The 26,095-nt window shown below is 63.9% G+C and carries 24 protein-coding genes, 1 tRNA gene and 2 pseudogenes; 6 read left to right on the forward strand and 21 right to left on the reverse strand.

What is annotated here, in order from left to right; genetic code table 11:
- Positions 1 to 132 precede the first annotated feature (132 nt).
- The 11 genes from NUW50_RS01995 to lipB all read right to left on the reverse strand — a co-directional run bounded on the left by NUW50_RS01995 (position 133) and on the right by lipB (position 10,462).
- Positions 133 to 1,434, reverse strand: coding sequence for an NAD(P)/FAD-dependent oxidoreductase (locus NUW50_RS01995; RefSeq protein WP_258287383.1), 1,302 nt, complete (start codon positions 1,432 to 1,434; stop codon positions 133 to 135).
- A complete protein-coding gene (locus tag NUW50_RS02000) occupies positions 1,431 to 2,786 on the reverse strand; it encodes a glutamine synthetase family protein (RefSeq protein WP_258287384.1) in 1,356 nt (451 codons plus the stop codon). The genes NUW50_RS01995 and NUW50_RS02000 overlap by 4 nt, the downstream gene beginning before the upstream one ends.
- Positions 2,779 to 3,477: a type 1 glutamine amidotransferase gene (locus NUW50_RS02005; protein WP_258287385.1), complete on the reverse strand. Its 699-nt coding sequence runs from the start codon at positions 3,475 to 3,477 to the stop codon at positions 2,779 to 2,781. Before NUW50_RS02005 ends, NUW50_RS02000 begins: the two co-directional genes overlap by 8 nt.
- Positions 3,478 to 3,613: 136 nt before the next feature.
- Entirely contained in the window at positions 3,614 to 4,945 is a 1,332-nt protein-coding gene (locus NUW50_RS02010) for a glutamine synthetase family protein (RefSeq protein WP_258287386.1), read from the reverse strand.
- Positions 4,942 to 5,769: an ABC transporter permease gene (locus tag NUW50_RS02015; protein ID WP_258287387.1), complete on the reverse strand. Its 828-nt coding sequence runs from the start codon at positions 5,767 to 5,769 to the stop codon at positions 4,942 to 4,944. Before NUW50_RS02015 ends, NUW50_RS02010 begins: the two co-directional genes overlap by 4 nt.
- Positions 5,766 to 6,650 (reverse strand): ABC transporter permease, encoded by an 885-nt coding sequence (locus tag NUW50_RS02020; RefSeq protein WP_258287388.1) that lies wholly within the window; start codon positions 6,648 to 6,650, stop codon positions 5,766 to 5,768. The genes NUW50_RS02015 and NUW50_RS02020 overlap by 4 nt, the downstream gene beginning before the upstream one ends.
- A gap of 108 nt (positions 6,651 to 6,758) precedes the next feature.
- Positions 6,759 to 7,481 carry a transporter substrate-binding domain-containing protein gene (locus NUW50_RS02025; RefSeq protein WP_258287389.1) on the reverse strand — a complete coding sequence of 241 codons (723 nt, stop codon included), beginning with the start codon at positions 7,479 to 7,481 and terminating at the stop codon, positions 6,759 to 6,761.
- A gap of 131 nt (positions 7,482 to 7,612) precedes the next feature.
- The gene (locus NUW50_RS02030; RefSeq protein WP_338001340.1) at positions 7,613 to 8,386 is read right to left on the reverse strand and encodes an ABC transporter ATP-binding protein; all 774 of its coding nucleotides are present in this window, start codon (positions 8,384 to 8,386) and stop codon (positions 7,613 to 7,615) included.
- A gap of 99 nt (positions 8,387 to 8,485) precedes the next feature.
- Positions 8,486 to 9,289, reverse strand: a complete 804-nt coding sequence (locus tag NUW50_RS02035; RefSeq protein ID WP_258287390.1) for a phosphate/phosphite/phosphonate ABC transporter substrate-binding protein — start codon at positions 9,287 to 9,289, stop codon at positions 8,486 to 8,488.
- Complete coding sequence (locus tag NUW50_RS02040) at positions 9,286 to 9,729, reverse strand: tellurite resistance TerB family protein (protein ID WP_258287391.1); 444 nt, start codon at positions 9,727 to 9,729, stop codon at positions 9,286 to 9,288. The genes NUW50_RS02035 and NUW50_RS02040 overlap by 4 nt, the downstream gene beginning before the upstream one ends.
- Before the next feature lie 46 nt (positions 9,730 to 9,775).
- The gene (lipB, locus tag NUW50_RS02045) at positions 9,776 to 10,462 is read right to left on the reverse strand and encodes a lipoyl(octanoyl) transferase LipB (RefSeq protein ID WP_258288288.1); all 687 of its coding nucleotides are present in this window, start codon (positions 10,460 to 10,462) and stop codon (positions 9,776 to 9,778) included.
- 217 nt (positions 10,463 to 10,679) lie between these two features.
- Here lipB and NUW50_RS02050 point away from each other — a divergent pair, with 217 nt between their 5' ends.
- Complete coding sequence (locus NUW50_RS02050) at positions 10,680 to 12,089, forward strand: peptidoglycan-binding domain-containing protein (protein WP_258287392.1); 1,410 nt, start codon at positions 10,680 to 10,682, stop codon at positions 12,087 to 12,089.
- Between the two features lie 95 nt (positions 12,090 to 12,184).
- Positions 12,185 to 12,271: transfer RNA gene (locus NUW50_RS02055), tRNA-Leu, on the forward strand.
- 493 nt (positions 12,272 to 12,764) lie between these two features.
- Here the strand turns inward: NUW50_RS02055 and NUW50_RS21490 are convergent.
- The 4 genes and pseudogenes from NUW50_RS21490 to NUW50_RS02070 all read right to left on the reverse strand — a co-directional run.
- A pseudogene (locus NUW50_RS21490) lies at positions 12,765 to 13,802 on the reverse strand (recombinase family protein); the annotation flags it as partial.
- A complete protein-coding gene (locus NUW50_RS02060) occupies positions 13,795 to 14,106 on the reverse strand; it encodes a hypothetical protein (RefSeq protein ID WP_258287393.1) in 312 nt (103 codons plus the stop codon). The gene NUW50_RS02060 and the pseudogene NUW50_RS21490, both read right to left, overlap by 8 nt.
- A gap of 442 nt (positions 14,107 to 14,548) precedes the next feature.
- Positions 14,549 to 15,229: a hypothetical protein gene (locus NUW50_RS02065; protein ID WP_258287394.1), complete on the reverse strand. Its 681-nt coding sequence runs from the start codon at positions 15,227 to 15,229 to the stop codon at positions 14,549 to 14,551.
- Positions 15,226 to 15,933 carry a hypothetical protein gene (locus NUW50_RS02070; RefSeq protein ID WP_258287395.1) on the reverse strand — a complete coding sequence of 236 codons (708 nt, stop codon included), beginning with the start codon at positions 15,931 to 15,933 and terminating at the stop codon, positions 15,226 to 15,228. Before NUW50_RS02070 ends, NUW50_RS02065 begins: the two co-directional genes overlap by 4 nt.
- Before the next feature lie 215 nt (positions 15,934 to 16,148).
- Here NUW50_RS02070 and NUW50_RS02075 point away from each other — a divergent pair, with 215 nt between their 5' ends.
- On the forward strand, positions 16,149 to 17,069 hold the full coding sequence (locus tag NUW50_RS02075; protein WP_258287396.1) for a restriction endonuclease: 921 nt from the start codon (positions 16,149 to 16,151) through the stop codon (positions 17,067 to 17,069).
- A complete protein-coding gene (locus NUW50_RS02080; RefSeq protein WP_258287397.1) occupies positions 17,069 to 18,019 on the forward strand; it encodes a hypothetical protein in 951 nt (316 codons plus the stop codon). Before NUW50_RS02075 ends, NUW50_RS02080 begins: the two co-directional genes overlap by 1 nt.
- A gap of 461 nt (positions 18,020 to 18,480) precedes the next feature.
- On the opposite strand, the gene NUW50_RS02085 is transcribed toward NUW50_RS02080, so the two are convergent.
- The 6 genes and pseudogenes from NUW50_RS02085 to NUW50_RS02105 all read right to left on the reverse strand — a co-directional run bounded on the left by NUW50_RS02085 (position 18,481) and on the right by NUW50_RS02105 (position 24,051).
- Positions 18,481 to 19,491, reverse strand: coding sequence for an ABC transporter ATP-binding protein (locus NUW50_RS02085; RefSeq protein WP_258287398.1), 1,011 nt, complete (start codon positions 19,489 to 19,491; stop codon positions 18,481 to 18,483).
- Positions 19,488 to 19,775, reverse strand: coding sequence for an oligopeptide/dipeptide ABC transporter ATP-binding protein (locus tag NUW50_RS21495; protein WP_443135086.1), 288 nt, complete (start codon positions 19,773 to 19,775; stop codon positions 19,488 to 19,490). The genes NUW50_RS02085 and NUW50_RS21495 overlap by 4 nt, the downstream gene beginning before the upstream one ends.
- Before the next feature lie 144 nt (positions 19,776 to 19,919).
- Positions 19,920 to 20,558: pseudogene (locus NUW50_RS21500) on the reverse strand (ABC transporter ATP-binding protein); the annotation flags it as partial.
- Positions 20,453 to 21,400 carry an ABC transporter permease gene (locus tag NUW50_RS02095; protein WP_258287400.1) on the reverse strand — a complete coding sequence of 316 codons (948 nt, stop codon included), beginning with the start codon at positions 21,398 to 21,400 and terminating at the stop codon, positions 20,453 to 20,455. The gene NUW50_RS02095 and the pseudogene NUW50_RS21500, both read right to left, overlap by 106 nt.
- Positions 21,400 to 22,374, reverse strand: a complete 975-nt coding sequence (locus NUW50_RS02100; RefSeq protein WP_258287401.1) for an ABC transporter permease — start codon at positions 22,372 to 22,374, stop codon at positions 21,400 to 21,402. Before NUW50_RS02100 ends, NUW50_RS02095 begins: the two co-directional genes overlap by 1 nt.
- Positions 22,375 to 22,482: 108 nt before the next feature.
- Positions 22,483 to 24,051, reverse strand: a complete 1,569-nt coding sequence (locus NUW50_RS02105; RefSeq protein ID WP_258287402.1) for an ABC transporter substrate-binding protein — start codon at positions 24,049 to 24,051, stop codon at positions 22,483 to 22,485.
- A gap of 175 nt (positions 24,052 to 24,226) precedes the next feature.
- Here NUW50_RS02105 and NUW50_RS02110 point away from each other — a divergent pair, with 175 nt between their 5' ends.
- A complete protein-coding gene (locus NUW50_RS02110) occupies positions 24,227 to 25,225 on the forward strand; it encodes a GntR family transcriptional regulator (protein WP_258287403.1) in 999 nt (332 codons plus the stop codon).
- A complete protein-coding gene (locus NUW50_RS02115; protein WP_258287404.1) occupies positions 25,225 to 25,926 on the forward strand; it encodes a creatininase family protein in 702 nt (233 codons plus the stop codon). The genes NUW50_RS02110 and NUW50_RS02115 overlap by 1 nt, the downstream gene beginning before the upstream one ends.
- Positions 25,927 to 26,095 lie beyond the last annotated feature (169 nt).

Raw genomic sequence — 26,095 nt, forward strand, 5'->3', positions numbered from 1 at the left:
TTACATAGTCGGTCTCTGTGCGTCTACCGAACTTTCATGACAAATCACCTCGGCGGCGGTTTGCCGCGCGTCAGCGCGCCGGGAGGCCGGCGGTTCGGGCAGGGGAACCTGTCGGTGGTCGGGATGCTTCGGTCAGAGACCGAGCCGGTCGCGCAGCGAGTACCAGGTCATCGCCAGGGCAAGCAGCGGCATGCGCAGCGCCACGCCGCCGGGAAAGGCCGGTTGCTTCACGCTGGCCATGAGGTCGAAATCGCCGGTCTTGCCGCCGATCGCCTCGGAGAGAATGCGGCCCGCCAGCACGGCCATGCCGACCCCGTGCCCGGAATATCCGCCAGCGGCCCAGATGCCGGGCCGGGGCTGGGCGAAATAGGGCATCCGGCGCATGGTGATGGCCAGGGTGCCGCCCCAGGCGCAGTCGATCCGGGCGTCGGCGAGCTGCGGGTAGATGGTCAGCATCGGGCGGCGCACCAGCGCCGCGATGTCGCGGGGGAAGCGGTAGCCATAGCTTTCGCCGCCGCCGAACAGCAGCCGGTTGTCCTCGGACCGGCGCCAGTAGTTCACCACGAAGTTCGAATCCGCCACCGCCACGTCCGAAGGCAGGATCTCGGGGAAATCGTCCAGCGGTTCGGTTGCAACGATGAAATTGTTGATCGGCATGACCCGCGCCGCGACCCGGCCATCCAGCCCGCCGAGATAGCCGTTGCCCGCAAGCACCACTGCCTTGGCGCGGACCTTCCCGGCCTCGGTCCGGACCAGCGGTTGCGTGCCTTCCTCGACCCCGGTCACCAGGGTGTTCTCGTGAATCCGCACGCCTGCCTTCAGGGCGGCCCGCGCCAGGCCGAGCGCGAAGCGCAGCGGGTGCAGATGCCCGGCGCCGTGGTCCAGCGTGCCGCCGACAAAGCGTTCGGAGCCGGTCAGCGCGGCGATTCCGGGACCGTCGAAGCCTTCCAGCTTGTCGTAGCCATAGAGCCTGTGCAGCCGCTCGGCCTCGGCCCATTCATGGTCGAGCGCGGCGCGGGTGCGGCAGGCATGGGCAATGCCGGGCTTCAGGGCCGCGTCGATCCGGTGCCGGACGATCAGTTCACCGACCAGTTCCTTGGCATCCTGCGACAGATCCCAGAGCCGCCGCGCGGCCTCGGGCCCGACCATCCGCTCGAGCGTGCCCTGGTCGAGCCGCTGCCCCGATCCGAGCTGGCCGCCATTGCGGCCCGAGGCGCCGAAGCCGACCCGATGCGCTTCGAGCAGCAGCACCGAGGCGCCCTGCCGGGCCAGATGCAGCGCCGTCGAGAGGCCGGTATAGCCGCCGCCGACAATGCAGACATCGCAGGTCAGATGGCCGCGCAGGGGCTCTGCGACGGGCAGCGGCCTGGCGGTTGCCGCATACCAGCTGTCGGGATACTGGCCCCGGCGATCATTGCCGAACAGCAGGCTCATACGTTCAGGAGCAGATGTTCACGCTCCCATGGGCTGATGACCTGAAGGAATTCTTTGTTCTCGTTCTCCTTCACCGCGATATAGGTGCGGGCGAAATCGCGGCCCAGAACCTCCTGCAGGGCCTCGTCGGTCCGGAACAGGTCCAGCGCGTCGAACAGCGAGCGCGGGATTTCCTCGCCCGAGGCATAGGCATCGCCCTTGAATTCGGCCTTCGGCGGCTGCGCCTCGCGCAGACCGAGCAGGCCGCAGGCCAGCGAGGCCGCCAGCCCGAGATAGGGGTTCACGTCCATGCCCGGCAGCCGGTTCTCGACCCGTCGCGAGTCCGGTCCCGAGATCGGTACCCGCAGCCCGGTGGTGCGGTTGTCGCGGCCCCATTCCAGATTGATCGGGGCGGCGAAATCGCGGACGTAGCGGCGGTAGGAGTTCACATAGGGTGCGAGCACCGCGATGGCCGAGGGCAGGTGGTTCTGCATCCCGCCGATGAAATGGCCGAACCGCTCGGTTTCCGTGCCGTCGGGATTCGAGAAGATATTGGCGCCGGTGGCGCGGTCCACCACCGAATGGTGGATATGCATGGCGCTGCCCGGTTCGTCCTGGATCGGCTTGGCCATGAAGGTGGCAAAGCAGTCGTGGCGCAGCGCCGCCTCGCGGATCAGCCGCTTGAAATAGAATATCTCGTCCGCCAGCAGCACCGGGTCGCCATGGCGCAGGTTCATCTCGATCTGCCCGGCGCCGCCTTCCTGCAGGATGCCGTCGATCTCGAAGCCCTGGGCCTCGGCGAAATCGTAGATATCGTCGATCACCGGGCCATATTCGTCCACCGCCGACATGCTGTAGGCCTGCCGCGCCGCGGCCCGGCGGCCCGAGCGGCCCATCGGCGGCACGATCGGCTGGTTCGGGTCGATGTTGCGGGCGACGAGGAAGAATTCCATCTCGGGCGCCACGATCGGGTCAAGCCCGATCTCGTTGTAGAGCGCCACCACCCGCTTCAGCACGTTGCGCGGTGCGATCGGTACCGGCACCCCGGCCTGATCGTGGATGTCGTGGATCACCTGCAGCGTGATGTCGGCGGTCCAGGGCGCGGCGCTGGCGGTGGAGAAATCGGGGGTCAGCACCATGTCCGGCTCGGTATAGCCGGACTCGGCATCGTCGGCCCAGTCGCCGGTGATGGTCTGCAGGAAGATCGAATTGGGCAGGTAGAAATGGGTCTGCCGGGCGAATTTGCTGGCCGGCATGGCCTTGCCCCGGGCGATGCCCGACAGGTCGGCCACGATGCATTCGACCTCGTCCAGGCGGCGGCCCTCGAGATAGCGTTGCGCAGCGTCGGGAAGCCTGTCGATCCAGTCAGCCATGATCCGCCCCTTGCGAATTCCTGAAGAAATCGCCGATCATCCTGGCCAGGGCCTCGTTGTCGACCGGCTGGGCGGTGCCGGCCTCGGCCCGGTCCATGATCTCTTCGGAATAGCCCGGCGCGCCCCGGCGGAACCGGACCAGATCCGCCAGCGTCGGGTTGTCGAATTCGGGATGCGGCTGCACCGAGAGCGCCGGCCCCTCATAGGCCAGCGCCGGATAGGCACAGAAATCGTTCCGGGCGATCACCCTGGCGCCGGGTGGCGGTTCGATGATCTGATCCTGGTGCCAGGCGTTCAGCGCCACGGTCCCCAGCCCGTCGAAATCGTAGCTTTGCCGGCCGATGGCCCAGCCGCCCTCGAATTTCGCGACCTTGCCGCCCAATGCCTGGGCCATGATCTGATGGCCGAAGCAGATGCCGACCATCGGCACCCGGGCCTTGTAGGCGCGGCGGATGAAATCTTCGAGCGGCTTGATGAAGGGCAGGTCCTCGTAGGCGCCGTGCTTCGAGCCGCTCAGCAGCCAGCCGTCGGCGGCATGGACATCAAGGGGAAACTCCATGTCCACGACGCTCCATGTCTGGAAGTCGAATCCCTGGCCCGCCAGCAGGCGGCTGTAGAGGGCGGTATAATCGCCATGACGTTCGGCCACCTCGGGCATGAAGTGGCCGCATTGCAGAATACCGATCTTCATGAAAGCTCCGCAGCCTTGGGTCGGCAAAGGCTATGCTGCCCGGGGCGGCGCTACAAGAGGCTCCGGTTGCGCGGCACCCGGACGGCGGGAGCCTCCGGCGGGGATATTTGGAAGGTGAAGCGGCGCGCCGGGGGGATCAGACGGTATCGAGATAGAGGTCGATCTGTTCGGCGGGGGTCAGCTCGTCGAAATAATGCGATTCCTGGCGCTTGGTCATCACCAGGTTCTGGATCAGCGCCTCGGGGAAGATGCGGCGCACCAGGGGAGAGGCCTCGAAGGCGTCGATCGCCGCGTCCCAGGTGTCGGGAATCTGCGGCAGGTCGATCTCGTAGGCATTGCCCGAGATCGGCGGCGGTGGTTCCAGCCTGTCCTCGATACCGGTCAGGGCCGAGCCGAGCACTGCGGCGATGAACAGGTAGGGGTTCACGTCACCGCCGGCGACCCGGTGTTCGACCCGCCGCGCCGAAAGGCTGCCGCCGGGGACACGGACGCTTGCGGTGCGGTTGTCATAGGCCCAGCAGATGCCGGTGGGGGCATGGCTTTCGGGGACCAGCCGTTCGTAGGAATTGCCGTGCGGGGCGAAGATCAGCGTCAGGTCGGGAATTCCGCGCAGGCAGCCGGCGATGGCGTAATGCAGCAGCGGCGTGCCTTCGAAGGTGCCGTTGGCAAAGGCGTTGTTGCCGTCCTTGTCCTGCATCGAGAAATGGGTGTGCAGCCCGTTGCCCGCGTAATCCTCGTAGGGCTTGGCCATGAACGAGGCGGCAAAGCCGTGCTTGCGGGCCAAGCCACGGACCAGCAGCTTGAACAGCCAGGCATCGTCGGCGGCCTTCAGCGCGTCGGCCTGATGTTCGAGGTTGATCTCGAACTGGCCCAGCCCGACCTCGGAAATCGCGGCCTCGGCGGGGATGCCCATCTCGTCGCAGGCGTCATAGAGGTCGTTGAAGAAACCGTCGAAGGCGTCCAGTGCCCGCAGCGACAGGATTTCGGCGCCCGGGCGGCGCTTGCCCGACCGGGGCGATGCCGCCTGTTTCAGCTCCTTGCCCGAATCGTCGACCAGGTAGAATTCCAGCTCGGTCGCCACCACCGGGGTCAGGCCCAGGGCGGCGAACCGCTCCACCACGGCGCGCAGCGCGTGCCGGGGGTCGCCCTCGAAGGGCTGGCCGTCTTCGTGGAACATCCACAAGGGCAGCAGGGCCGAGGGCGAATCGAGCCAGGGCATCGGCACATAGCCGCGTTCGGTGGCCTTCAGGACGCCGTCCGGGTCGCCGACCTCGAAGACCAGCGGGCTGTCTTCGACATCCTCGCCCCAGATGTCGAGATTGAGCACCGAGAGCGGGAAACGGGTGCCTTCCTCCTCCAGCTTGCGGGCGAATTTCACCGGCACGCGCTTGCCCCGCGCCACGCCGTTCAGATCGGCAGCACCGCAGCGGATGTTGCGCACTTCGGGATGGTCATCGAGCCAGCTCATCGGATCACCTGGGGGCGATAGCGGATGCGCTGTCGCCGGTCAGAAGGGATATGGCGGTTCAGGCGGCGGTTTGCCAGCCCGAAGAGACCGATCAGGGCCAGGGTGAGCAGGATGAAATAGCCGGCCACGATCGGATAGGGGATGAACGGGTTGAAGGTCTTGTCCGCGAAGTAGTTGGCATAATACAGCGCGTCGCCCTTCTGCCGCCAGGCCGGGAAGCCCGAGAAGAAGACCAGCGTCGTGGCGTGGAACAGAAAGATCGCCTCGTTGGTATAGGAGGGCCAGGCCAGCCGCAGCATGGTCGGCCAGACCACCCTTCGGAACCGTTTCCAGCCTCTCAGCCCGTAGGCGTCGGCGGCTTCGAGATCGCCCTTGGGCACGGCCAGCAACGCGCCATAGAAAATCTCGGCGGCATAGGCCGACGTGTTGAGAAACAGCACGAAGAGCGCGCCGGCCTGGGCCTTGGTGGTCCAGGAGGTCTCGATGGTCAGGCCGAAGACCTCGATCCCGGCGCGGGGCAGCAGGACCAGGGCCTCATAGGCAAGGAAGAACTGGATGAACAGCGGCGAGCCGCGGAAGACGAAGATGAACAGCTCGGCCGGCTGCCTGATCCAGCGGCTGCGGGCGTTCTTGGCCACTGCCAGGCCGGTCGCGGCGAAGAAGCCGAAGCCGAGTGCCAGCACGCCGAAATAGATGTTCCAGATCAGCCCCGAGCCGATCAGCACCACCTGCTGGCAGATGTCGAAGCCTTCGCGCGGCAGCAGCCTTTCGCCGATCCCGATCGAGCGCAACGCATAGGCCGCGAATGTCTCGGCGCAGGTCATGCCGCCGCTCCCTTGCGCATGGCTTCGCCGCCCAACGTCGCCTGGCCCCGGGTCAGCCGGGCGGTCAGGCGGCCCAGCACCTTTTGCGAGACGTAGGTCATCAGCAGGTAGAAGACCAGCAGGGCAAGGAAATACCAGACCCGCCAGTCGGGATGCGGATAGTCGAAGGCCTGGGTCTTGGCGCCGCCCAGTTCGCGGGCCCAGTAGACGATGTCCTCGACCCCCAGCAGGAACAGCAGCGGCGTCGCCTTGACCAGGATCATCCAGAGGTTCGACAGGCCGGGCAGGGCGTAGAGCCACATCTGTGGTACCAGGATGCGCCAGAAGCTTTGCCTGTGCGTCATGCCGTAGGCCTCGGCGGTCTCGATCTGGGCCTGGGGCACCGCCCGCATGGCACCGTACAGCACATTGGCGGCGAAGGCGCCGAAGACGATGCCGAAGGTGAAGACCGCCAGCGAGAAGCCGTAGATCTCGTGCCATATCTGCGGCGAGGAGGACAGCGGCAGCTTGGCCTCGGGACAGACCACGAAATCCGAGCCGCGAAACACCGGGTCGGTCCAGTCGGGGCACTTGATCTTGTGCCGGACGAATTCCAGCGCCTGATCCAGCGCGATGACGAAGAACAGGAAGAAGACGATGTCGGGCACGCCGCGGACCATGGCGATATAGGCGCGGCCGAGGATCCTGGCGGGCCAGAACCGGGCCCGGGCGGCCATGGCGCCGCCAAAGCCCATCGCCAGCGATACCGGCGCCGCGATGGCCAGCAACAGCAGCACGGTGCCGATCGAGCGGTAGAACAGCAGATGCTTGCCGTTGGTCAGGTAGCAGCCGAGCCAGACCAGCCCTTCAAGCGTCTTGGGGTCGGCGCAGGTCGTGCTCATGCGCGGCACCGCCGGGGCTTGTCGGCTGATCGGGACATGGTGGGATGGGGCTGTAGGAGGAGCATGGGGGTGGAGCGCCCCCGGACGGACCGGGGGCCGAACCCGTTGTTACCAGGTCACCGCGTCGTCGCCGAACCATTTCTTGATCATGGTGTTCAGCGAGCCGTCGGCCTTCATCTTGTCGATGGCGTCGTTGAAGGTGGCCTTCAGTTCGGTATCGCTCTCGCGCAGGCCCAGTCCGATGCCGCCGCCCAGGGCGATGTCCTCGCCGGCAAAGACCAGCGCGCCGTCGGATTCCTTCACGAAGGGGGCCAGATAGTCCTTGTCCGCCAGGACCGCGTCGGCCTCGCCGTTGCGCACCGCGGCGAGGGTCTCGTCCGGGGTGGCGAATTCGAGCAGCGTCGCGCCGGTCTCGGCCACGTAGCCCGCCTGGATCGTCGCGGTCTGCGCGGCGATGACCCCGTTCTTCAGATCGACATCCGCCGACAGGGCCACATAGGCCGAGGGAGCGGGCGGGATATAGGCCTGGGTGAAGTCGATGACCTTGTCGCGTTCGTCGGTGATCGACATGCCGGCGATGATCGCGTCGTAGTTGCCGGAGACCAGGTTCGGGATGATCGAATCCCAGTCATTGGTGACCCATTCGCAGGTCAGTTCCTCGATCTCGCAGATCTTGTCGCCCAATTCGCGTTCGAAGCCATCCACTTCGCCGGAATCGTTGATGAAATTGTATGGAGGATAGGCGCCTTCGGTGGCCAGGCGAATGGTGTCGGCCAGCGCGAAACCGGTAGAGAGTGAAAGTGCGGCGGTCGCAAGAAGGAAGGTCTTCATGGGTCGTCTCCCTGAGTGGTCTTGTGGGCGCTCGTCGCCCAGTCGTGCCGGGATTGGCCCGGCGGTGAAAGCAGCTTTCTCGTATTCCATCGGCAGCGCAAGAGGTTGCGCAGCGTCGTGCATCCCTGTGATCATGCGGTCGTGGCCTGCAGGAACTGCCGCAGGCGGTCGGTCTTCGGGGCCCCGAAGAGCGTTTCGGGCGGGCCTTCTTCCTCGATCCGGCCCTGGTGCAGGAACACCACGTGGTCCGAGCAATCGGCGGCCAGTTTCATGTCATGGGTGACCAGCAGCATGGTCCGGCCCTCATCGGCCAGGGCCTTGATGACCCGGACGACCTCCTGTTCCAGTTCCGGGTCCAGCGCCGAGGTCGGTTCGTCGAACAGCAGTGCGCGCGGCTCCATGCACAGGGCGCGGGCAATCGCGGCGCGCTGTTGCTGGCCGCCCGAAAGCTGCGCCGGCCAGGCATCGGCCTTGTCGGCGATCCCGACCTTGGCCAGATAGCCGCGCGCCGCGGTCTCGACCTCGTCCTTGTCGCGGCCCAGCACGGTCACCGGCGCTTCCATGACGTTTTGCAGGATGCTCATGTGTGACCACAGATTGAACTGCTGGAACACCATCGACAGATTGGTCCGGATTCGCGTCACCTGCGCCCGGTCGGCCGGGTGGCGGCCATGGCCCTGGCCGCGCCAGCGGATCGGCTCGCCTTCAAAGATGATCTCGCCCTGTTCGCTGTCTTCCAGCAGGTTGGCGCAGCGCAGCAGCGTGGATTTCCCCGATCCGGACGAACCGATCAGCGACACGACATGACCTTTCGGCGCGACCATGTCGACGCCCTTCAGAACTTCGAGAGGCCCGAAACTCTTGTGCAGGTTTCTGATCTCGATGACCGGTGCCGGTTCCGTCACAATTGCCCCAAAGCTGGTACCCTCGACGCAGAGTAGGGCGGAAAAAGCAGCATTTTGCAACGGCGAAGCTGCCGATTGCGATTGCATCTGCCTGAAATGTCAGCAGTTGGCCGGGGTATCCTGGGTCGGTGGCGCCGGTGTAGGCACGGCGAGATAGGCGCTGGCCGGCACCATGGCGAAACCGCAGAGACCAAGTTGCTGCCGATGTTCGGGGGCCAGACGTTCGACTGCCGCTGCCGTGGCGGCGGCCAGCGGTGCCGGATCGCGGCCCTGCGCGGTGATCAGCGGCAGGCCCGGCGTGGGCGCGGTGCTGCCGATCACCTGAAGCGCGCCGACCACCTCGGGCAGCGCCCGGGCCAGGATGCGCCAGGTCACGGCGTCGATGGCGGCGATGTCCGCCCGCCCTTCGGCCACCGCGCGGGCCGAGGCCCGATGCGCACCGGTGTGCAGCGTATGAGTGAAGCGAAAGCCATGCTCCGCGGCATGGTTCTGCGGCGCCGCCCAGCCCGACTGGCTGTCCTGACCGTTGAAGGCGAGGCTGCGATCGCGGTAGCCGGCAAAGTCGGTGCTGTCGCCGCGGCGGGTCACCAGGACCGAGCGATAGAAGCCCGGAGGCGCTCCCTCGATCCCGTAGTCCAGCGTTCCGACCAGGGTTATCCTGCCGTGCAGCCGGGTCCGGTAGGGCATGCCGCAGGTCTGGCCCAGCAGCAGGTCGGGGCTGTCCCAGGCCTCCCAGAGCCCGATCCCGCGGTCGAGCGTCTGCGGCGCGGCGATGCCTTCGGCGGACAGCCCGTCGCGGATCAGGGTCCAGAGACTGTCATGGGCCGCGGTCAGGTCGGGCCAGTCATACATCGGCAGCGCGGCAATCGGTCGCGGCGTCGTGCTCCGGGGCGGGGTGGTCATCGGCGGCGGGCTTCGACGCGTTGCCGGGCCAGGCCGGAATCGACATCCGACACGCCCAGCAGGTTGGCGACCAGCCGCAGCGCCATGTCTTCCTGGTGGTCGCGGTTGCCATCGGCCAGCGCGACGTCCCAGAGCGCCTCCAGCACCCGGACCCGGTCGATCAGTGGCACCGCGTCCTTGATCGCGCGGGTGAAGCGCACCGTGTCGGGGGCTTCGGCCTCGAGCACCTCGGCCTCGGCCCGAAGCGCGGCCGCCTCGGCCTCGCCAAATCCCTCGCGGGCGATCATCACCCGGTCGATGCGCTCGCGCTCGGCCGCGGTATAGTTGTTGTCGGCGCGGGCGACCCGCACCAGCAGCGCGGTCAGCGCCAGGCGGGCATCGGGAGGGGCCAGCGGCGAGGGGGCGGGCGCGGTCAGGCGACGGAGCAAATCTGCGAACATTGCGCTGATATAGCGGCGAAGTCCGGCGGGGCCAAGGCGCCGCCGCTCACGGTTCGTGCAAGCCTGCGGCACCGCCACTTCGGGGAGTCGGGCCGAAGACCTGATCGAAGCTGGCCCGCAGCGCCAGGTCCAGGTCGTCCATGGTGACGGGCAGGCCCAGATCGACAAGGCTGGTGACGCCGTAATCCCGGATGCCGCAGGGCACGATGCCGGAGAAATGCTCCAGATCGGGTTCGACATTGATCGACAGCCCGTGCAGCGAGACCCATTTCTTCAGCCGGATGCCGATGGCGGCGATCTTGTCCTCGGCCGGGCTGCCGTCGGGCAGGGGCGGGCGTTCCGGGCGCTGGACCCAGACCCCGACCCGGCCGGCGCGGCGCTCGCCGACCACGCCGAATTCGGCCAGGGTGGCGATCACCCAGGTTTCCATCCGGTTGACGAAGGCCCGCACGTCGCGACCACGTCGGTTGAGGTCGAGCATTGCATAGGCCACGCGCTGGCCCGGCCCGTGATAGGTATATTGCCCGCCGCGCCGCGACTTATACACCGGAAAGCGGTCGGGCTGGGTCAGGTCGGTCGGCCGGGCGCTGGCACCGGCGGTGTAGAGCGGCGGATGCTCGACCAGCCAGACAAGCTCTCCGGCCTGGCCGGCGGCGATCGCCGCGGCACGGTTTTCCATGAGCTCGACCGCTTCCTCATAGTCGGTCAGGCCGGGGCTGATCCGCCACTCCAGCGGGGCCGGCGGGGCGTTCTCCGGGGGCACGGCAGAGGGGGAGTCGGTCTGGGACTGGGCGGCGGTCATGCGGGCTATCTGGCCCTTGCCGGGGCAGGGCGCAAGTCGGCGGGCGGATCCGGACGCAATTTTATGTTCCCAAGAAAGCCTCTCCCGGCGTAAACTGCCCGCCATATTGGTTCTGGAGACTCTGAATATGACACCCAAGCATTTTACAATGGCATTGATCACGGCGGCGATGACGACCGCCCCGGTGGCCCCGGCGATGGCGCGCGGCGGCGATGCGATCGTGGGCGGGATCATCGGCGGGATCATCGGCGGCGCGATCGCCAACGAGGCCGGAAAGAAGAAGAAAGTCGTGAAACGTGCCCCCTCGGTCAGCACCGGGCAGCGGGCCGACAACCGCAAGGTTCAGACCGCGCTGAACTATTTCGGCTACAACGCGGGGACGCCGGACGGTGTCATGGGAAAGAACTCGCGTCGCGCGATATCGAGCTTCCAGCTGGCATTGGGCTATCCGGTGACCGGGCAGCTGACCGAATTCGAACATGATTTCCTGCTGTCGTCCTATGAGCGTGCACAGCTGGGCGGCGCCAATACGCTGGCGATGATCGCGCAGGACCCGCAGGGCGCCAGCGGTCTGCTGATCTCGTGGCGCGACGAACTGGTGAACGGTGGTGCCGGCGCCCGGATGGACGGAACCCTGGCCGGTGCCGCGCCGGTGACGCCCGGAGACGCAGCCCAGGGGGCGGTGGTTGCCTCTGCCCCGCCGGTCGCCGCGGCGCCCGCGCCGATTGCCCCGACGCCGATCGCACCGGTGCAGGGCGGCGCGCAGGAGGCCGGGATGTCGGGCGGCACCGCGTTGCCGGACTTCTTCAGCCAGGGCGGCGCGGTCGAAGCCTCGCTCGCCTCGCATTGCAACCAGGTCTCGCTGCTGACCGGGACCAATGGCGGCTATGCCACGCTGGCCAGCATGAGCGATCCGGACCAGGCCCTGAACGAGCAGTTCTGCCTGGCGCGGACCTATGCGATCACCTCGGGTGAGGATCTCGTGGCGCAGATCCAGGGCGTTTCGCCGACGGCGGTGGCCGAACAGTGCAAGGCTTTCGGGCCGGTGATGGCCGGGCCGGTGGCGGCGCTCGGGCTGAAGGCGCCGGCGGATGTGCTGGCCGAGGCCGGGACGGTGATCCGCGGCACCGGGATGGCACCGGCGCAGCTGGCCGGGACCGCGCGGATCTGCCTGTCGGTCGGTTATCGTACCGATGACATGGCGGTGGCGACCGGGTCGGCGCTGATCCTGACCGCATTGGGCGAAGGCCCCTATGCCGAGCTTCTGGGCCACCACCTGATGCGCGGCTTCGGGACCGTCGCCAATCCGGCGCTGGCCAAGGAATGGTTCCAGATCGGGCTCGACGCGCTGGACGCGGGACAGCCGCCGGTCTTCGCACCGGGCCAGCCCGAGCGGACCGATCTGATCCGCGCCGTCGTCTTCGGTCAGCGGCCGGCCCCGGCGCCGGTTCCGGCGGCCAGTTCCGGCCCGAAACTGCCGGTGCTGACTCCGGTGGCTCCGGCCCCCGCCGACGACGCCACGCGCAGCAACGGACGGCGCGGCAGTTCGACCAACTGAGATTTTGCGGGCCCGCCTTGGCGTGGCCCGCAGATTCCCCCTTCACAACGGCGCAGTGCGCGGCTAATAAGCCGCGCACCCGATGCCGGGACAGTGCGGTCGTGGCGGAATTGGTAGACGCGCAGCGTTGAGGTCGCTGTTCCTTAACCGGAGTGAAAGTTCGAGTCTTTTCGACCGCACCATTTGACTTCCTGACGTTGATAGAAACCGTAACGCCTTGAACGGTAAGGTGGTTTCTGCAGTTCGAAGTCCCGTTTCGCGTGATACGACCAGAGGCGCGGCGAAAGCCAGTCGTAGCACCGTTCTCTTCAGTTCGTAGGAACCCGTTTCCCAAATTTTCCAAGGACTTGCCAAGAATTCCATGGAGAGTTCGAACATTTTGTCGAAGTTTCCCTTCGGAAGGTCAATATTGGCCAACTCTTCCTCGAGAGTGGCTGCTTCGGCGCGCAATTCCGCAATCCTTGATTCGTAGGCGCGAGCGGTATCGTCGTGTTGAGTTCGAGCAGCACGGTTGATGAGCGAGCTGACTTCGCTATCGATCTGCCGCAGTCGGGTTCTGTGCCGTGAAGCTTCCTCTTTGGAATTCGAACGACGGCGGTCCCATGCGTCTCGAAACATGCGACCAGCAAGTTCGAACGTTTCGGCTGTGGGGGTGAGTCGCTTCAGCGTGTGTTCGAACTCGGTCTCCAACTTGTCTCGCGCAATCGACTTGCCTCGCTGGCTACAGCCCTTGTGATGGCAGAGGTAGTAGGGATACCGCTTACCTGTCCCGCTCTTCGACCAGCAGGAAGTCAGGCTGTATCCGCATTCATGGCACGTCAGAAAGCCGCGCAGAACGAATTCACGGTCGATGTCCTTCCGAGCAGGCGCAACCTTTTTTCCGTTCAAGCGGTCCTGATTGATCAGATAAGTCTCGTAGGAGATTAACGGCTCATGTTGAGCTTTCGTCAGCGGAACCCCCCATTCCGGTTTCTCCAGATATCCTGCATACACCAGTCTGGTCAGTAAGCCGGTCACCCGGTCGAACTTGATTTCCTTCGAGCCTCGATGCCGAGGAAACTCCGGCTTGCTGTCCAAGAAGCGCTTCACCTCTGCCTGCGTCTGAAAACGACCGGATGCAAATCCCTCCAACGCTTCCCGAATGATGGAGGCCTCCGGCTCTTTGGTAATCAGGAGCCTTCCTCCGCCCGGTGCCTTGGTATATTGATACCCAACCGGCTCGCGGAAGGTCCAATAGCCATTCTTGAGCCGAGCAATTGTACGGGTCTTGGACAGCTCCGCATTCTTCTCGCGGTCGCGAGAAGCTAACAATGCCCAGAGCATTTCCAAGAAACGGCTTTCAGCATCTACTCCGAACTTGGTCTTGGGGCTGTCAATGGCAGCACCGGCGGTCGTGATCTTGGTCCGCAACTCTGTATGTGTACCTAAGTCACGTGCAAATCGAGAAACGTCATCGACGATGACCATGTAATCACGAGAATCAACACGGTTCAGGAAATCCAGCAGCATGTTCATGCCGGGACGATTTGAACTGGCACCTGAGATCACATCGGTGAACACATCCTCGACCTGCATACCGCATTGCTGAGCGTAGTCCCGACAGCTACGTTCCTGACTGGACAGACCCGCGCCATCCATCGTTTGCTTGATCGATGAGACGCGGCAGTAGATGACGCACTTGGTCCGCCTTTTCTTCTGCTGTTTGTCAAACATTTGCAGCCCCTCCGATGTTAGGGGAGGCACTGCTGCTGCGAGACTGACGCGTAGGGAGGTTAATGATCTCCGCGCCGCCAACTTTCTGCACGGGATGAACTCCGTAGCCAATGTCGACAAAGGCAACAATCACCGTCCAGAGCGCCTTCAGAAACTCCGCCTTCTGCTCGTCGGAAATGTCACAGTTATCAAGGTAGCTCTGGTAGCGTTCAACGTCGATCTCCAACTTCTTCCGGTTCAGATGGTGACGGTTTCTTGCTTCGACGAAGTCGATGACTTCGCCACGGTTCAATTCGTGCTGCATGTTCGAACTCTCCTTGGTTGTTGGCTTCAAGCACCCCCAAAAAGGGACGTGATAGCAATTAGTTACCGGTGGAGATCGTGGTTTGGAAAGGTAAGAATAAATGACATCAGCTACTGCAAAGCAGCGTAAGACAGAACAAAAAAATTTTTCACATCTACTACCCCGGCGCCCCTTGCTCCTTGGCAATGGCGCCGACCATTTTGGGTTTTGTCACATCTAAGAAAGCGACGTTCCTATATCGGATTCGCTGTTAACCGGCGTATGTCAGAAAGCATGACACGAATCAGCTAGCGAGACTGACGTTCTGAGCGCTTCAGGGGTGGAGGCAACTCGGTTGCGCAAGTCCGCTGTTAGGCGGCTTGCAACCGCTGATCGAGGAAGAGCAGGAAGAAGGAGTCGCCGCGTAAGGCGGCGCCAAACAGGAAAAAATCTCGGCTGGCCATCAGGCCAGCCGCTCAGCGTCCTCTCGGACGGGAAGTTGAAGATTGCCCGCCATATAGCGTTCCGCCGCTTCGTAGTGCCAATTCGTCCTGCGCGGCGTATCGTACTTGACTACGGTGCACTCAGGGCAATCTGGCGGCTCCGCCAATCTGAAAAGGACGATCCGTTGTCCGCGATGATCTGCGCTCAACTGGCGGAATAACGGCAGGTAGTCCTTACTGCCAAAGAACAAAATGGGTTCATCCGATCCCTGTGGCAGCATGTGAAAATCTTCGTAGAGATCCGCTTTCCGCCGCCGCTTGTACCGCTCTGCCTGCCCCGAGAAGGTGATATCATAGTCGGGCAACTGGAAGTCAGAGCGGACAAGCCCCCATCCAGCGGAGAGGATGTACAGTTTTTGGCGTCCTACATGTTCCAGCAGCCCTTGATAGACGGCAGGCCGATAAAGGGTGGCTGCCGCCAAGAGGTTCGGCGGGGATGCCGTGCCGCTTTGGTTGATCGCCAACAGCAGATCACGCCAAGTCGATCCGCCGCCGCACGCATCATCCGGCCTTGCGTAGAATTCGCCGTCATCCGGCGCGAGTTCTGGATGTGCCACGAAGCGAACGGGCCTGCCATCCGGTGCGCTGAGGCGTCCTGCATCTGCTCTCTTGGAGCCAGCACACTGTATGACAACGATCATCCGCGCCATCCCATTTGTTCGACACGTCTTTCAAGAACATCAAGAAAGTTTGGATCATAAGCCTCATCGACATGGTTCGAATTCCAGAGACCGGAGGCGCGAACACGCTCGCGGTTGCTTTGGTTTCCGAGCCATGACTCTGACGGAGGATCGATAGGCACTTTCTCCCAATTGCTGAGAAGTGCGATAGAGCCGCGTTCGATGATACCGCGCTCGCTTTCTGCGCCCGCGTCGTCGCTGACCTCTACCCATAGGAATGGCATCGCGCCGATCACGCCGCTAACCATCTGTTCAATAGGTTGCTCTGCAAGGCGAACCTCGCACGGAGCGTTTGATTGCCGATTATCCCAACTCTCACATTCCAGCCCATCGCGGTCGAGAAGCGCCGTGCCGACATTCAACCTGAAAATCGACCCGCGATGATTTCCGCCACCGGATCGCGCCACGCCCTTGTGTTGTGACAATCGTTTCCAGAGGGTCGTGCGGGAACCTGCTTTCAACGCATGCGTGCCGACACGCACCACGCGCGGTCCGCTGCCGGATTGGCTTCGTAGCTCTCCGTCTTCAAAGAAGAAGTAGACCCCGCGCATCGGCCAATCCATCCGCCCCTGGCAATCTCGAAGATAGCGCTTCCCACTGACACGCCCATCGAGTTCGGCCATAAGCCCATAAAAACGCTGTAAATTTGTAAGCCTGTTACCCATGCGCAGTATCGTAGCACAGGCGCTTTGGCAGAAGCTACCAAGAAACCAGCGGCCTGCCGATCTGCCCACAGGGCAATAATAGCGGCCAGCCTGACGGCTGACCGCTGGTGGGTTATGAGCTAGGCTGCCTCCTAGGGACCGTTCTGCGCTTGCAGGGTTTATGCGGTGCGTTGGTAGCACTATGGTTATTCAAAAGCATCTTGAGGTGAGCCTGCATGATTCCAGACTACCAGTCGCTTATGCGCCCCTTATTAGAGTGCGCTCGAAGCCAGCCACGAAAAATTTCCGACGTGGTTGAGGAAATTTCTGATCGCCTTGAATTGAGCGAAGAAGAGCGCCAGAAAATGTTGCTAAGCGGCAAGCAGACCACAATTGCCAATCGTGTTCATTGGGCACGATCATACATGAAACAAGCGGGACTGGCACGAAACATCAAGCGCGGTTGGTATGAATTAACTGATCGCGGACGTGCTGTGGCTGATGATCCAACGATTTCGCTCAACTCGAGATACCTCGAACAGTTCGACGAATTTCAGGAGTTCAAATCACGCGGGAAGGACAACGATGAAGAAGCGACCGTTCAGGGGGAAGCTGAAATTCCCACCAATACACCCGACGAAAATTTGCAGGCAGCGCACAGGAGGTTGGAAGCGGCGCTCGCGGCCAATTTACTCGACTATGTGCGGTCAGCGTCGCCAATGTTCTTCGAGAATCTGATTGTGGACCTACTTATCGCGATGGGATACGGCGGCACGTCTGAAGATGCAGGCCGCGCACTCGGACAATCGGGCGACAGCGGCGTAGATGGTGTCATTGACCAAGACCCGCTAGGTGTTGACCAAATCTACCTTCAGGCGAAGCGCTACGGTTCAGCGAACAGCGTCGGGCCAGGTGACATTCGTGACTTCTATGGAGCCTTGAGCATCAAGAAGGCGACAAAAGGCATCTTCGTGACCACATCGGGCTTCACAGGCGCGGCGCAACAGACGGCCAAGGATTTGGGGTCGCGGATTGTACTCATCGACGGCCCGCAACTAGCCAAGCTGATGATCAAGTACAATGTCGGGTGCCGCGACAAGGACGTACTGCACATCAAGCAGATTGATGAGGGTTACTTCGATGAGGCGGCGGACTGATGGAGGATACCGAACAGAACCTGCCCGATGTCGTTGAGGAGCAGGTGCAGCAACCAGTCGGCTTACCCGCGGATCAGCCGATCCGTGTGCCCTTGTATCGGCGCGTTCTCAAACCAAGCAATCTCGTCCTCTCGGCGGATGACCTGAAAGAGTTCTGCGAATTGCTTGTCGAGGTGAACGAAAAGGCAAAGGAGATCGAGTATAGTAGGCTCGACCTTACCACTTTCAAGAGCCCGGAACAGGCAACTGCCCGTGTGAATGATCTGGTCTGTATCGAGTACAACTATGTCGCAGGTAACGGCGACGCTATGCAGGGTCTTGGCATTCCTAAGACGGATGAAAGGGCGTTTCCGGACGACTTGCAGTCGCTCTTCGCATCGAACGCGGCTTATGCCGAGCGCGCGATCAATTTACGGCCTTTGAATACTGTCGAAGTGCTCCTCGGGTTCGAGAAGCCATCCTTGAAGATCGACCTGCAAACACTGCCATCCAATCCGACTGAGAACCGTAGCATCATCAACGTCGCCGGACGGGATGAGGATTGGGTAATCTCGACTGCGCAGAAGATCGACGGCTTCTTTAAGAAACGGAAGGCAGCACGCCCAATCATCCACGGGTCGGGTGCCTATGACTACATCGTTTACCTCGCCTTCCTGCCTGCGGTGATTTGGCTGTTCTACAAGTATGCTTCGCCAATCACCCTTTGGCTCGAGCAGCAGACAATCTTCCTCAATGTTATCCTCGGCATCTACGGTTTGCTGTTGTCACTGCTGTTCGCCCGGTTCCTTTTCCAGTATGCTCGTTGGCTGTTCCCGCCGATGGAGTACTACAAACGCAGCCGGTTGGGAGCGTTCATTCATCGCAGCATCGCCACGGTCGTCGCGACTGGCGTGGGCGTCAGCGCGGCCTACGACTTGGTTAAGGCTGTATTTGTGTCACTGCTTCCCTGAGCGGCTGAAACCAAACTCAAACTGCTGCAGAACTCGGCGCTATCCTTCAGTCAGAAGGGTTTCATAGGAGGCGAAGTTGCCTCTCCCAGCTTGAAAGCTCTGTAAAAAGAGAGTTCGAGGTTTCTCCCTTTAGGTGCACCACCTGGCATTGATACCGTTGGATGAATCGGCCGTCTCCGGTCGGAGTCCGGCGCTGTTCTCCCGACTTGGCCGCCGCTGAATCACCCCTCTTCCTTCGTTTCGCTCCTTCCCGGCGATGCAGGCGGCCCCTGTGCCGATCGGACGCCGGACTCCCGTCGAAGCCGGATCCCGGACAGCGGGCTTGGCGCCGCTGCCACGACCCCGGCTTGCCGGCCTGGGCGACGTCCCTGTCCATCCCCAACGAAGCGTCCGCAAACTGACGCCCGTTCAATTTCTGCCGTGCAGGCCGTCGATCCTTCCGATCCGGTTGGCGGCGTGCTTCAGGCCGCTGACTCGCGTCCGGTGCCGCCGTGATGCAGATGGCAGGCGGCCTGCCCCGAGGCGGTGTCGCCAAGCGCCGGCGTCTCGGTGCGGCACCGCGGGCCGGCATGGGGGCAGCGCGGGTGAAAGGCACAGCCTGACGGGGGATTCAGCGGCGAGGGGATTTCTCCGGCGATCGGGTGGAAGGCCCCGCGCCCGGTGCCCAGCGTGGGAACCGAAGCCAGGAGCGCCTGCGTATAGGGGTGTTGCGGCGCGGAGTAGAGCGCTTCGGCGGTGCCCATCTCGACCACGCGGCCGAGATACATGATCGCGACCCGGTCGCAGACATGGCGGACCACGCCGAGGTCATGGCTGATGAAGATGGCGGTCAGGTCCAGACGCTTGCGCAGGTCCATGAACAGGTTCAGCACCTGGGCCTGGATCGACACGTCGAGAGAGGCCACCGCCTCGTCCAGCACCAGCAGGTCGGGTTCCATCGCCAATGCGCGGGCAATGGCGATGCGCTGGCGCTGCCCGCCCGAGAACTGGTGCGGCAGCCGGCTGGCATAGGCGCCTTCCAGCCCCACCTGTTCGATCAGGTCGCGGGTCTTCCGGGGCGCCTCCGCAGCGGTCCAGAGCCCATGCTGCCGCGGCCCCTCGGCGATGGTCTCGCCCACGCGCATCCGCGGGTTGAGGCTGGCGAAAGGGTCCTGATGGATCATCTGCACGCGGGTCGTGGTCTTGAACACGGTGCTGCCGCGCTGGATGGCGACGGGCTTGCCATGCAGTTCGATCACCCCGTCGGAGGGGGCGTAGATGCCCGAGACGAGCCGCCCGAGGGTGGACTTGCCACAGCCCGATTCCCCCACCAGGCCCAGCACCTCGCCCTTGTCCACGGTCAGGTCGATGTCGGAAACGGCATGGACGGTGGCGGAACTGTCCTGCCCGGTGATCCGGTCCGCCAGGCGGGTAATCAGGCCGGGCGGGGAGGTAAAGCGTTTCGACACGCCGGTGATGCGAAGCAGGCTCATCTGTCGGCCTCCGTAAGCGGGTGGTGGCAGAGCGCGAAATGCGTCTCGCCGGACTTCGACGGCTGCACGGCGCAGGCGGCGGTGGCGCGGGGGCAGCGGGGCCGAAAGGCACAGCCTTCCGGCAGGTTGATGAGCTGCGGCGTCGAGCCGGGGATCTGCGGCAGTTCCCGGCCGGGGGCGTGCCGCGTGGGCACGCTGTCGATCAGGCCGTGCGTATAGGGGTGCCGGGGCGCGGAAAGCACCTCTTCGGTGGTGCCGCTCTCGACGATGCGGCCGGCATACATGACGCTGATGTCGTCGGCGAGCGACGACACCACGGCAAGGTCATGGGTCACCCAGACGATGGCGGTGCCGGTCTCGTCGGCAAGGCGGCGCACCTCGGCAAGGATCTGACCCTGGATCGACACGTCGAGCGCGGTGGTCGGCTCGTCCGCGATGATCACCGAAGGGCCGTGCAGCAGCGCCGTGGCAATGGCGACGCGCTGGCGCATCCCGCCGGAAAGCTGGTGCGGATAGGCCTTGAGGCGTTCGGCCGGCGAGGGGATGCCCACCGTTTCGAGCGCCTTCCGGGCGCGGTCCCACGCGGCGGCCTTGGAGACGCGGTCATGCACCCGCACCGCCATTGCCATCTGGTCGCCCACCCGCAGCACCGGGTTCAGCGTCATCATCGGGTCCTGAAACACCATCGCCACATGCTTGCCGCGCATCCGGCGCAGGGCGTCGGGCGAAAGGCTGCGCAGGTCGGTGCCGTCCACCAGCACCTCGCCGTCGGTGATCCTGCCCGGGGCGTCGATCAGTCCGAGGATGGAGAAGCCCGTGACGCTCTTGCCCGATCCGCTTTCCCCGACCAGCCCCATGATGCGGCCGGGCTGGACACTGAAGCTGACGCCGTTGACTGCCGTGACCGGCCCCCTGCGGGTGTCGAAGCGGGTGGTCAGGTTCCGCACCTCCAGGGCGGCGCTCATCGCTGGTTCCTCGGGTCGAGCACGTGGCGGACCTGATCGCCCACGAGATTGATGGCAACGACGGTGATCATCAGGAATACTCCGGGGTAGATCGACAGCCATGTGCGGTCGGTGTGGATGTACTTGAAGCCGTTGGAGATCAGCGATCCCAACGAGGGTTCGGTCAGCGGCAGGCCGACCCCGAGAAAGGACAGCGTCGCCTCCAGCGCGATGGCCGAGGCCACCTGCACCGTGGCCACCACGATCAGTGGCGGCAGCACATTGGGAAGCAGATGGCGCAGCAGCACCCGGCGGGCGGGCAGGGGGGTGGAGCGGGCGGCCTCGATATAGTCCTTGCCGCGCTCGACGGTGGCCGCGCCATGTGTGGTGCGTGCGAAATAGGCATATTGGGCCACCACCAGCGCCAGGATGATCTGCCCCACGCCCTGTCCCAGCATCGCCACCAGCACCAGAGCCAGGAGAATTGCCGGCATGGACAGCTGCAGGTCGACGACCCGCATCAGCAGGCTCTCGATCCGGCCACCGAAATACGCCGCCGTGAGCCCGACGCAGATCCCCGCAAACAGCGCCAGCGCACAGGCGCTGAGGCCGATCATGAAAGAGGTGCGGAGCCCGTAGAAGATGGCCGACAGCATGTCGCGCCCGGCATTGTCGGTTCCCAGCCAGTGCGTGTAGCCGCCCGAGCCTACCGTGCCGGGGCGCAGGAAGGCGTCGAGCCAGTCCAGCGAGGCCATGTCGTAGGGATCCTGCGGTGACACCCAGGGCGCGCCGAAGGAGACGATGGCCAGCGCGATGATGATGATCAACGAGATGACGGCCGCGGGCGACTGCCGGAAATCGTTCCAGAAGTCCCGCAGCCGCGATGCCCGGGTTTGCAGCGGCGCGGCCGAGGGGGTGACCGAGGTGTTGCTGTCCGGGCCGAGCGTATCGTGGTTCATGCCCATCATGCCCCTCCTTTCAGCCGCACGCGCGGATCGAGCCGCGCGTAGACGAGATCCACGGTCAGGTTGATCAGCACGAAGAGGATCACCACCAGCACCAGGTAGGTCACCATCACCGGCCGGTCGAGCTGCAGAATCGAGTCGATGATGAGCTTGCCCACGCCGGGCCATGTGAAGACGCTTTCGGTCACCACGGCAAAGGCCAGCGTGGAGCCCAGTTCAAGCCCGAAGACCGTCACGATGGGAATGGAGATGTTGCGCAGCACATGCGAGAATACGATTTGCCGGTCGGTCAGCCCCTGCGCACGGGCGAATTTGACATAGTCGGTGCGCATGGCCTCGACCATGCCCGCACGGGTGAGGCGGATCATCAGCCCCATCTTGAAGAGCGACAGGTTGATGGCAGGCATGATCACGTGGCTCCAGCCATCCAGAGTGGCCAGCGAGGTGTGAATGCCCAGCACCGAGCCCACGTCCCCGCGTCCGCCCGAAGGCAGGATGCCGAGGTTCACGGCAAAGGTCATGATCAGAAGCATACCGATCCAGAAGGTCGGGACCGAGAAACCGAGCACCGAAAGCGCCATGATGGCCTTGGCGGCGTAGCTGTCCGGGCGGTAGCCGGCATAGAGACCGGCGGGAATGCCTATGCCGACGGCGATCAGCACCGAGACAAAGACCAGTTCCAGCGTGGCGGGCAGGCGCGAGAAGACGAGGTCGACGACCGGGATGTTGTAGACCATCGAGGTGCCCATATCGCCCCTTGCGACATTGCCGAGGAAGGTCAGGTACTGGCGCCACAGCGGTTGATCGAGCCCGTATTGGGCGATCAGCTTGGCGCGGATTTCCTGGGTTGCACCGGGGTCGATCAGCACGTCGATCGGATTGCCGATGGCGTAGACGCCGACGAAGACGATGATCGACATGGCAAAGACCACCACCACCGCCTGTGCAAGTCTCTGAATCAGATATCCGAACATTCCGGTCCTCTCGGAAAAGAGGCGCGACACCGCGAAGAGAGCGATGCCGCGCTGAAATGGGCGGGTCGGTGCCTTTTGGACCGTCCTGCCCCAGGGGTCAGTTCAGGATCACTCGGCAGGGGTGATCTCGTAGGCCCGGGTTTCCTGGTCGACGCGGGGGGCAAAGCTCAGCTCGCCGTCCTTGGCCGCCCAGACCGTCTGCAGGATGACCGTCGGAATCAGCGCCCGGTCTTCCATGGCGATATAGGAGGCCTCTTCGTAGAGCGCCTTGCGCTTTTCGGCATCCAGGGTCCGCGTCCCCTCGTCGAACACCTTGTCGAACTCGGGGTTCGAGTAGGAGGTGCGGTTGAAGTTGCCAAGGCCCCTCTCGGGATCCTCGGTGTGGACCAGCGCACCATAGGTATAGGCGGCCTCACCCGTCAGCGTGCCCCATGCAGACATGGACATGCTGTATTCGCGGCGCGCGGCGGCCGGGAAGAACACGGTGCCGTTGAGCGCCTGCGCGTTCACTTTCAGGCCGAGGCGGGACCACATCTGCGCCAGTGCCTCGCAGACCACGGCGTCGCCGGGCACGCGGTTGTTGGTGCAGGTGAAATCAATCTCGAACCCGTCGGGATAGCCGGCCTCGGCCAGCAGTTCCTTGCCTTTCTCGACGTCGTATTCCTTCGGGCCGATCTTGTCGGAGTAGCCAAAGAATCCTTCGGGCATCAACTGGTTGGCCGGCGTTCCGAGCCCTTCCAGAACCACGTTGACCAGCACGTCACGGTTGATCGCGAGGTCAAGCGCCTTGCGCACCCGCACGTCCTGAAGCGGGTTCTCGTCGATCTCCTTCCCATCGACCTTGACCTTCTGCGGCAGCTCGTCCGCGACGTTCGGCTGCACGTTCAGGATATAGATCGAATCGGACACGAAGGTTTCGAGATCGCTGTCGTTCTTCATCGCCAGGTAATCCGAGGCGGGAACGTAGTTGATCAGGTCCACCTCGCCCGAGCGCAGGGCCGCCACGCGGGCCGCGTCGTCGGGAATTTCCTTGCGGATGACCCTGTCCCAGGCGACGTCGCCGCCCCACCAGTCGTCGAACTTCTCGAGCACGAGGTCGCCCTTGGGCTCCCAGCTGACGAACTTGTACGGGCCGGTGCCGATGGCCTTTTCACCCGAGTTGAACTCTTCGTTGCCGGCTTCCATGCCGGTTTCGGAAGGCACGACGAAGAGGCGGGTGAAGTCGTTGGGAAGCGCGGGGGCGATGCCCTTGGTCTTCACACGGAGAGTGTAGTCATCGACCACTTCGACGCTGTCCACGTATTTGGTGTAGAGCGTCATGGGCATGGGGCCGGTCACGACCGGGATGCGCTCGATCGAGAATTTCACGTCCTCGGCGGTGAAGTCGGTGCCGTCGTGGAATTTCACGCCTTTGCGCAGCTTGAATTCCCAGGTGGTGTCGTCGATCGGCTCCCAAGACACGGCGAGCCCGGGCTTGAGTTGCAGCTTGTCGTCCACATCGACGAGGGTGTCGTAGATGTGGCGCAGCGCCTCGGCCTGGCTGCCCAGGGTCGACCAGTGCGGGTCGATGGAATCGGGGCCGGCACGCAGGCCGATGGTCAGGTCGGCGGCAGCCGCCGGCAGTGCGGCCAGCAGAGCAAGTGCTGCCACGGCCGAACGGAGTTTGTTTGAGATCATTCAGAGTGTCTCCCTGTGTTACACTATGGTGAAACACTACGGGTCAGTTTTGGAAAGCGTCAAGAGTGTTCTGTTACACTTTGGCCGGGTTTGCGCAGGATTCTTGCGGGTTTGCCTGCGGGTTGTGCAAGAATTTCCTCTTGGCAGAAAGATTCTTTTCGGTAAGTGTTACAAAATGAGTGATACACAGGCTGAGATGGAGCAGGCTCTGGATCGAATTGCGCGGGCAATCGACCGAAGCAGCTCTGTCTCGGTGTCCACCCAGTTGCGCGGCGGGATCGAGTTCGGCATCGCCAGTGGCGAATTGCCCGCGAATGCGCGCCTGCCCTCGGTCCGCGCGATGGCTTCGCGCTGCGGTCTGTCTCCGGTCACGGTCAGTGGCGTCTATGCCGCGCTGCAGGAGGCGGGGCATATCGAGGCACATGTCGGGTCGGGCACTTTTGTCCGCAGCAGCGATCCGGCGAAATTCGGGGCGGCGCAGCAACGTCTTCTGGATCGCCGCATCGCCGACCTGATCCGGCTGGCCCGCGAATGCGGCATCGGTCTGTCCGAACTGGCCATGCGGATCACGATGACGCGCAGCGAAGCCCCGACGCCCATGCGTCTGCTGCTGGTGGGGAATTTTCACGACGCGACCGAAGCCTATGCCGAGGCGGTCCGCCCCTCGCTGCCCGAGGGGGACACTCTGCGCGCCGTGACCCTGTCGGAGATCAGCGATTCACCGCCCGAGGATGTTGATGTCGTTCTGGCGCCGCGCACCCTGCGCAGCCGGGCGCAGGCGTTGTTCCCGGGCGTTTCCGTGGTGGACCTCACGCTGATCCCGAACGAGGCGACGCGCGTGGCGATGGCCTCGATCCCGACCGAGGCGCGGGTTGTGGGCTACACCTACTTTCCCGAGTTCCTGGCCATCATGAAGGCCGGCATCATGCGCTTTGCGCCGCATGTGTCGGATCTGTCCATGGTGGTGCGCGGCGAGGAGGGGGTCGAGGCCGCCATCGCCGAGGCCGACGTGCTGATCTATGCCACCGGCGCAGAATACCTGCTTGCAGGGCTGAGCGATGACCAGGTCGCCTTTGAATACCGGCACACGCCGGGCAAGCAATCCATCCGCCGCGACCTCTTGCCTGCCATCGAGGCGATCCGTGCGGAGTTGAAGGAGAAGGACTCTGCCTGATGAAGGTTTCGCAATCCAACTGGTTCGAGGTGGAACGCTACCTCGAAACGGATGATCGTTGTGTCTTGCCGCTGGGCTCGACCGAGCAGCACGCCTATCTGTCGCTGTCGGTCGATTCCATCCTGTCCGAAAAGGTGGCCGCCGACGCAGCCGAGCCGCTTGGCGTGCCCGTCTTTCCCGCCGTGCCCTATGGGCTGACCCCCTATTTCATGGCTTTCCCGGGCAGCGTCACGCTGAAGCTCGCGACCTATGCGGCGCTGGTGCGCGACATTCTCGACTCGCTCTACAAGACCGGGTTTCGCCGGGTGCTGATCGTGAACGGGCATGGCGGCAACAGCCCGGTTCTGCCCGTCACGATGGAATGGATGGAGGCCAACGAGGGCGCCCGCTGCCGTTTCCACGACTGGTGGCGTGCGCCCCGGACATGGGCCTGCGTTCAAGAGATCGACCCGGTGGCCAGCCATGCCAGCTGGATGGAGAACTTTCCCTGGACGCGCCTGCCCGGGTGCGAGATGCCGCAGGAACAGAAGCCCTATGTGCCTTTCGAGAAGCTGCGTGACCGCAACGCCGCCGGGGTGCGTGAGCTGATCGGAGACGGCAACTACGGCGGGGTCTACCAAAAGCCCGACGCCGAGATGGAGAGGCTTTGGTCCGTCGCCGTCGAAGAAACGCGCGCCCTGCTCGAGGGAGACTGGGAGTGACCACGCTGAACCGGGGCGCCGGGGCCGCGCCGCGGACGCCCCGGGTGAACTCGGTGACGCCGGCTTTCGCTGTCCCGAACGTCTCGACGACAAGACGACCGGGGGCCCCTGGGCCCGAAACACCACAAACAGGCCCGGGCGGCATCCACGTGCGTCGGCCGGGCACGCC

Source organism: Frigidibacter sp. ROC022 (assembly GCF_024723735.1).
In the GTDB taxonomy this organism is placed as follows: domain Bacteria; phylum Pseudomonadota; class Alphaproteobacteria; order Rhodobacterales; family Rhodobacteraceae; genus SLM-1.

Excerpts from the sequence above, each read along its gene's own strand:
- NUW50_RS02025 (WP_258287389.1), bottom strand. The coding sequence starts at position 7,481 with ATGAAGACCTTCCTTCTTGCGACCGCCGCACTTTCACTCTCTACCGGT.
- NUW50_RS21495 (WP_443135086.1), bottom strand. The coding sequence starts at position 19,775 with ATGTATGCCGGCCGCATCGTCGAGAGCGGCACCACCGAAGAGGTGCTT.
- NUW50_RS02040 (WP_258287391.1), bottom strand. The coding sequence starts at position 9,729 with ATGTTCGCAGATTTGCTCCGTCGCCTGACCGCGCCCGCCCCCTCGCCG.
- NUW50_RS02065 (WP_258287394.1), bottom strand. The coding sequence starts at position 15,229 with ATGATCGTTGTCATACAGTGTGCTGGCTCCAAGAGAGCAGATGCAGGA.
- NUW50_RS02050 (WP_258287392.1), top strand. The coding sequence starts at position 10,680 with ATGGCATTGATCACGGCGGCGATGACGACCGCCCCGGTGGCCCCGGCG.
- NUW50_RS02095 (WP_258287400.1), bottom strand. The coding sequence starts at position 21,400 with ATGGGCATGAACCACGATACGCTCGGCCCGGACAGCAACACCTCGGTC.
- NUW50_RS02000 (WP_258287384.1), bottom strand. The coding sequence starts at position 2,786 with ATGGCTGACTGGATCGACAGGCTTCCCGACGCTGCGCAACGCTATCTC.
- NUW50_RS02110 (WP_258287403.1), top strand. The coding sequence starts at position 24,227 with ATGAGTGATACACAGGCTGAGATGGAGCAGGCTCTGGATCGAATTGCG.
- NUW50_RS02075 (WP_258287396.1), top strand. The coding sequence starts at position 16,149 with ATGATTCCAGACTACCAGTCGCTTATGCGCCCCTTATTAGAGTGCGCT.
- NUW50_RS02015 (WP_258287387.1), bottom strand. The coding sequence starts at position 5,769 with ATGACCTGCGCCGAGACATTCGCGGCCTATGCGTTGCGCTCGATCGGG.
- NUW50_RS02070 (WP_258287395.1), bottom strand. The coding sequence starts at position 15,933 with ATGGGTAACAGGCTTACAAATTTACAGCGTTTTTATGGGCTTATGGCC.
- NUW50_RS02115 (WP_258287404.1), top strand. The coding sequence starts at position 25,225 with ATGAAGGTTTCGCAATCCAACTGGTTCGAGGTGGAACGCTACCTCGAA.
- NUW50_RS02085 (WP_258287398.1), bottom strand. The coding sequence starts at position 19,491 with ATGAGCCTGCTTCGCATCACCGGCGTGTCGAAACGCTTTACCTCCCCG.
- NUW50_RS01995 (WP_258287383.1), bottom strand. The coding sequence starts at position 1,434 with ATGAGCCTGCTGTTCGGCAATGATCGCCGGGGCCAGTATCCCGACAGC.
- NUW50_RS02010 (WP_258287386.1), bottom strand. The coding sequence starts at position 4,945 with ATGAGCTGGCTCGATGACCATCCCGAAGTGCGCAACATCCGCTGCGGT.
- NUW50_RS02100 (WP_258287401.1), bottom strand. The coding sequence starts at position 22,374 with ATGTTCGGATATCTGATTCAGAGACTTGCACAGGCGGTGGTGGTGGTC.
- NUW50_RS02005 (WP_258287385.1), bottom strand. The coding sequence starts at position 3,477 with ATGAAGATCGGTATTCTGCAATGCGGCCACTTCATGCCCGAGGTGGCC.
- NUW50_RS02105 (WP_258287402.1), bottom strand. The coding sequence starts at position 24,051 with ATGATCTCAAACAAACTCCGTTCGGCCGTGGCAGCACTTGCTCTGCTG.
- NUW50_RS02060 (WP_258287393.1), bottom strand. The coding sequence starts at position 14,106 with ATGCAGCACGAATTGAACCGTGGCGAAGTCATCGACTTCGTCGAAGCA.
- NUW50_RS02035 (WP_258287390.1), bottom strand. The coding sequence starts at position 9,289 with ATGACCACCCCGCCCCGGAGCACGACGCCGCGACCGATTGCCGCGCTG.
- NUW50_RS02080 (WP_258287397.1), top strand. The coding sequence starts at position 17,069 with ATGGAGGATACCGAACAGAACCTGCCCGATGTCGTTGAGGAGCAGGTG.
- NUW50_RS02020 (WP_258287388.1), bottom strand. The coding sequence starts at position 6,650 with ATGAGCACGACCTGCGCCGACCCCAAGACGCTTGAAGGGCTGGTCTGG.